Annotated in this window: 7 protein-coding genes; 6 read left to right on the plus strand and 1 reads right to left on the minus strand. The window is 37.1% G+C overall.

The features are described from left to right. From RLO81_RS01045 to RLO81_RS01060, 4 genes are all read left to right on the plus strand, one after another. The coding region (locus RLO81_RS01045; RefSeq protein WP_350105950.1) for an FMN-binding protein at positions 1-249 on the plus strand (249 nt) is incomplete at its 5' end. A 24-nt stretch (positions 250-273) separates the two neighbouring features. Beyond that, positions 274-948, plus strand: a complete 675-nt coding sequence (locus tag RLO81_RS01050) for an NADH:ubiquinone reductase (Na(+)-transporting) subunit D (protein ID WP_350105953.1) — start codon at positions 274-276, stop codon at positions 946-948. A gap of 5 nt (positions 949-953) precedes the next feature. After that, the gene (nqrE, locus tag RLO81_RS01055; RefSeq protein ID WP_350105956.1) at positions 954-1,565 is read left to right on the plus strand and encodes an NADH:ubiquinone reductase (Na(+)-transporting) subunit E; all 612 of its coding nucleotides are present in this window, start codon (positions 954-956) and stop codon (positions 1,563-1,565) included. A 69-nt stretch (positions 1,566-1,634) separates the two neighbouring features. Further along, the gene (locus RLO81_RS01060; protein ID WP_350105959.1) at positions 1,635-2,204 is read left to right on the plus strand and encodes a DUF502 domain-containing protein; all 570 of its coding nucleotides are present in this window, start codon (positions 1,635-1,637) and stop codon (positions 2,202-2,204) included. Here RLO81_RS01060 and mnmA read toward each other — a convergent pair whose 3' ends face one another. Next, a complete protein-coding gene (gene mnmA, locus RLO81_RS01065; protein ID WP_350105961.1) occupies positions 2,205-3,392 on the minus strand; it encodes a tRNA 2-thiouridine(34) synthase MnmA in 1,188 nt (395 codons plus the stop codon). A gap of 136 nt (positions 3,393-3,528) precedes the next feature. Between mnmA and RLO81_RS01070 the strand changes: the two genes are divergently transcribed. Both RLO81_RS01070 and mraZ read left to right on the plus strand, forming a co-directional pair. Then, positions 3,529-4,659: a CaiB/BaiF CoA transferase family protein gene (locus RLO81_RS01070; protein ID WP_350105964.1), complete on the plus strand. Its 1,131-nt coding sequence runs from the start codon at positions 3,529-3,531 to the stop codon at positions 4,657-4,659. 220 nt (positions 4,660-4,879) lie between these two features. Further along, positions 4,880-5,323 (plus strand): division/cell wall cluster transcriptional repressor MraZ, encoded by a 444-nt coding sequence (gene mraZ, locus RLO81_RS01075; protein WP_350105967.1) that lies wholly within the window; start codon positions 4,880-4,882, stop codon positions 5,321-5,323. The last annotated feature ends 64 nt before the right edge of the window (positions 5,324-5,387 follow it).

A 5,387-nucleotide genomic window follows, 5' to 3' on the forward strand; every position in this document is an offset into this window, starting at 1 on the left:
GCCAGGATTTCTTCTCCTGAAATTCAAAATAGATATGTGGGAAAAGAAATAATGGACGATAACGGGAATATTGTTTCCGTATCGATGGTTAAAGGAGAAGGAAATTCAGGATTGACTGAACATGAAGTAGATGGCATGTCAGGAGCTACAATAACAGGTAGAGGAGTAAATACCATGCTTGAGAAATACTTAGGGTATTACAAGTCATACTTCAATAAGGTAAAGTCAGGCAGTCTGGCTAATTTATAAATAGAAATAAGTTAAAGTGATACTATGAGTACTGAAACTTTAGAAAAACAGGAATCAGCTGTTCAAGCACCAAAAGAAGAGCTTTTTTCTAAGCGTAGAAAAAGATTAATCACTGATCCGCTGAATGAGGACAACCCAATTACCGTTCAGGTACTAGGTATTTGTTCTGCACTGGCTGTAACAGTGAAAATGGAGCCAACACTGATCATGTCCATTGCGGTGGTTTTTGTAATTGTATTCTCCAATTTGATCATTTCTTTATTGCGAAATATCATTCCTAGTCGAGTACGAATTATCGTGCAGTTGGCCGTTGTAGCTACATTAGTAACATTGGTAAGTGAAGTGTTGAAGGCATATAGTTACGACATGTACAAGGTACTTGGGGCCTTTGTTGGACTAATCATTACCAACTGTATTGTGATGGGAAGGCTAGAGGCCTTTGCTATGGGCAACAAACCATACGATTCAATCCTAGACGGACTTGGAAGTGGATTTGGTTATGCATGGATCATTTTAACAGTAGCATTTTTCAGAGAATTATTCGGTTCGGGGTCTGTATTTGACTTTAAAGTTTTTGAAGCAGCAGGAATTATGAACTTTCCAACAAATGGTCTGATGGTAGATTCTATTGGGGCATTTATGATATTAGGGATTTTAATTTGGGTTCAAAGATCTAGAACTGGTTACGTAGAGAATTAATAATTATGGAATTAGTAAGCTTAGGAATAAAATCGATATTTATTGAGAACATGATCTTCGCCTATTTCTTAGGCATGTGTTCATTTCTTGCAGTATCTAAAAAAGTGAGTACCGCCATTGGATTGGGTGCAGCGGTCATATTCGTATTGAGTATAACAGTGCCTATTAACTGGTTAATACAAGAATATGTACTAAAGGAAGGTGCGTTAACATGGTTAGGTGCCGGGTTCTCAGAAATCAACCTGGAGTTTTTACAATTCATCATGTTTATTGCAATTATTGCCGGTATGGTGCAGTTGGTTGAAATGGTGGTAGAAAAGGTTTCTCCCGCTTTATACGGTTCATTAGGTATATTCTTACCGCTAATAGCTGTAAACTGCTCTATTTTAGGAGGTTCCCTTTTCATGGTGCAAAGAGATTACACCATAGCTGAAGCTTCTGTTTTTGGTTTTGGTTCTGGAACTGGCTTCGCATTGGCAATTATTGCATTGGCAGCTATAAGAGAAAAATTAAAGTACTCGAATGTACCCAACGGATTGAAAGGATTGGGTATTACAATGCTTATCACTGGTTTAATGGGGATAGCATTTAAGTCCTTTATCGGAATAGCGATTTAAGATCGAAATATTGTAGATATTTGAAGGGCTTTGCAAAAGCCCTTTTTTTATGCATAAATACTTTTAGACATGTCCAGATTTACACTTAATAGATTACTTACTTACTTTTTTAGAGGGCTGCTCTTTGTGGTACCATTCGCATTAACTGTGTATGTGATCTATCAAAGCCTTGATTGGATAGACAGTTTAATCCCCATAGACATACCAGGGCTTGGCTTGGTTGTTATACTTTGTGCAGTAACGTTCTTAGGTTATTTGGCCTCATTTTTTATAACCAGACCTTTTTTTGATTTTTTTGAAAGATACTTAATCAAGATTCCCCTGGTAAACATTATTTATACTTCGCTTAAAGATTTGATAGGTGCGTTTGTAGGTGATCAAAAAAAGTTTGACAGACCTGTTTTAGTTAAGGTTGATGAAAGTGGTATTTTATTGAAAGTTGGATTTATTACTAACGACAGTTTGGAGAAATTAGATAGAGAAGAGTATATATCCGTTTATATGCCTCATTCATATGCATGGTCTGGAAATCAGTTTTTAGTGAAGAAAGAATATGTGACCCCTTTGAAAATGTCATCAACTGCAGCTATGAAATTTGTGGTAAGTGGTGGAGTAAGCGGATTGGAAGACCTAAAGTAATCAGTTAATCACACCAGAACCAATTAATTCTTCCCCATCATACCAGACAGCAAATTGGCCGGCTGCTACGGCTTTTTGAGGTTGACTGAAGATCACATACATCCCATTAGGTTCTTTATATAGCGTTGCTTTTTCAAGCGGCTGACGATACCTTATGCGTAAATCAAACGTTTTTGATTGACCAATTTCTAGTGCCATATCTGGTCGAACCCAATGAATGTCATTGTTTTCAATGAATAAACCATTCCTGTAGAGCCCAGGATGATTTTCTCCCTGGCCTGTATAAATGATATTATTACCAGTATCCGTTTCAATAATAAACAAAGGATCTGGTGTACCCCCGATATTGAGACCTTTACGCTGCCCGATAGTAAAATAATGAGCACCAGAATGCTCACCAACTACCTTACCGTCAGACTCTTTATATGTAAACCCTTCAGTTATTTCCGATAAGCTTGATTGGGTAGAATCAGTGGCTAATGCTTTTTCTTTGTAAATAGGAGAATCAGCCGGCACTTCAATTACTTTCCCTTTTTTGGGTTTGAGCTGCTGCTGTAAAAATTCCGGTAAGCGTACTTTTCCAATAAAGCATAACCCCTGGCTATCCTTTTTATCGGCTGTAACAAGATTCATTTCCTTGGCAATCTCCCTTACCTGAGGTTTTGTTAATTCGCCAATTGGAAAAAGCGCTTTCGATAATTGCTCCTGAGTGAGCTGGCACAGAAAATAGCTTTGATCTTTGTTGTCATCTACACCGGCAAGTAATTTATATCGGGTTTCACCATTTAAAACCTCTTCACCTCTTCTGCAGTAATGGCCTGTAGCAATGAAATCAGCTTTTAAGCGCATAGCCGCCTTCAAGAAAATATCAAACTTAATTTCCCGATTACACAGCACATCAGGGTTTGGAGTTCTACCCTTGCTATATTCATCAAACATATAATCTACAATACGCTCTTTGTATTCTTTGCTTAAGTCAATAGCCTGAAATGGTATGCCGAGATTTTGGGCAACAATCATTGCATCGTTAGAATCTTCAAGCCAAGGGCATTCCTTACTAATGGTTACAGAATCATCATGCCAGTTTTTCATAAACATACCTATTACTTCATACCCTTGTTTTTGAAGTAAGTATGCTGCTACGCTTGAATCCACACCACCGGACATGCCGACTACCACTCTTTTCATAATGCAAAGTTAGATATATTAAGATTAAATGATATTATCGATCAAATGGTTCTTGATATTGTCAAAAAATATATTCAGTTATAATTAAGTGCTTTATTCTTTATGTTAGCAAAACCAAATAAGCGTATAGCATTTTATGGAAAACCAATCTTCCTTTTTTAGAGACCTGAAAATAATAGAGCTAGCCTCTGTGCTAGCCGGACCTAGTGTTGGACAATTCTTTGCTGAGTTAGGCGCAGAGGTGATTAAGGTTGAGAACCCAAAAACGAATGGTGATGTCACAAGATCCTGGAAAGGTGCTAAAGAAAATACAGATGATATTTCGGCTTATTTTGCTTGTATTAATTGGGGTAAAAAATCGGTTGCCTTAGATGTTTCAACTGGCGATGGGCTAAATCAACTCTACAAGTTAATTGAATCGGCTGATATAGTAATAACCAGCTATAAACCTGGTGACGATAAGAAGCTAAAGGTTGATTATGAATCGTTAAAGAAAATTAATCCTGAATTAATTTATGGTCAGATTACAGGGTATGGTGCTATAACAGATAGAGTTGGTTATGATGCTATCATTCAAGCTGAAGTGGGTTTCATGAATATGAATGGCGAGGCTGGTGGAGAACCTTTAAAAATGCCAGTGGCAATGATGGATTTATTGGCAGGACATCAATTGAAGGAAGCACTTCTGCTCGGTTATATTAATAAATTAAAAACAGGGAAAGGCAGTTGCTTTCAGGTCTCATTGATAGAGGCAGGTCTAGCCTCATTAGCAAATCAAGCAACTAATTATTTAATTGGACAATCAGAGCCTATGAGAAAGGGCTCGAAGCATCCAAATATTGCACCGTATGGAGAACTCTTCAATACAAAGGATGATAAACAGATCATTATGGCTATAGGCAACAATAAGCAGTTTAATAGCCTTTTGCATGTTCTACATTTAGAACAAAAAGAAGAATACAGTACAAATCTGCTTCGTGTATCTAACAGAGATAAACTTTACTCTTATTTGGAGGAGGCCTTCAGGACAAATTCATCAACTCATTTGATGGAATTATTTAATGAAATGAATATTCCGGCTGGTATAATAAATAAAGTGTCGGAAGCGATTGATTTGTATGGTGGATTAATAAAACTTGAATCAAATAAACTACAGGGACTTAAAACATTCATTGCAAATTCAGGTCAATTTAAAAATTCCTCCCACATTCTCCCACCACCTCACCTAGGGCAGCATACTCAGGAAATATTGGCTTCTTTAAAGTAAAAGGACTTTAAATTGTCTATTTGAGCCGATTCATTTCGTTTATTATTTCAAAATAATTCGACCTAATTCTTTCATTCTGGTCACGTAAGTTGGTTTTATACGCTTGGTGTAACTTTTATGTAAGAAAATGTAAAAAAGTGGAGTAAAGTGGTAGAAAGTGGTGGATTATGTCAAATATTTTTCTATGTTTGTTTATTAGAATCATAGAATTCAAGCAATAATGGCATTTTTCACCAGCGAATATGAGTGCAAGATCGATGCGAAAGGTAGGCTAGTTCTACCCGCTAAGATTAAGTCTGCCTTGCCAGAAGCATCTGGTAATGAGCTGGTTATACGCAGAGGTTTTGAGCCTTGCCTCATACTTTACCCGATGGTAGAGTATAAAAAAATCTATTCTAAGATTGCCGGATTGAGTGAGTTCAATGAAGAGTATAGAAAACTTCAAAGGAATTTCTTTAGGGGTAGCTCAGTAGTGGAGTTGGATAGTGCCGGTAGGTTACTTATTCCTAAACTGATGTTAGGTTATTCTCAGTTAGACCGAGATGCAGTAGTTGTGGGAATGGGTAACAAAGTGGAGATATGGAATCCAGCGCTTTACGAAGAGAACCTGATTAATGATCCCTCTGAGTTTTCAAAATTAGCTCAAAAGTACCTCGATGAATAAGCAGGAGGGTTATGAATATCATAATCCAGTCATGTTACGAGAATGCATCGAAGGGCTTAATATA

Source organism: Fulvivirga sp. (assembly GCF_040220315.1).
Lineage (GTDB): Bacteria > Bacteroidota > Bacteroidia > Cytophagales > Cyclobacteriaceae > Fulvivirga.

Bases quoted from the DNA above. Each gene is read 5' to 3' on its own strand.
- RLO81_RS01050 (WP_350105953.1), top strand. From the start codon at position 274: ATGAGTACTGAAACTTTAGAAAAACAGGAATCAGCTGTTCAAGCACCA.
- nqrE (WP_350105956.1), top strand. From the start codon at position 954: ATGGAATTAGTAAGCTTAGGAATAAAATCGATATTTATTGAGAACATG.
- RLO81_RS01060 (WP_350105959.1), top strand. From the start codon at position 1,635: ATGTCCAGATTTACACTTAATAGATTACTTACTTACTTTTTTAGAGGG.
- mnmA (WP_350105961.1), bottom strand. From the start codon at position 3,392: ATGAAAAGAGTGGTAGTCGGCATGTCCGGTGGTGTGGATTCAAGCGTA.
- RLO81_RS01070 (WP_350105964.1), top strand. From the start codon at position 3,529: ATGGAAAACCAATCTTCCTTTTTTAGAGACCTGAAAATAATAGAGCTA.
- mraZ (WP_350105967.1), top strand. From the start codon at position 4,880: ATGGCATTTTTCACCAGCGAATATGAGTGCAAGATCGATGCGAAAGGT.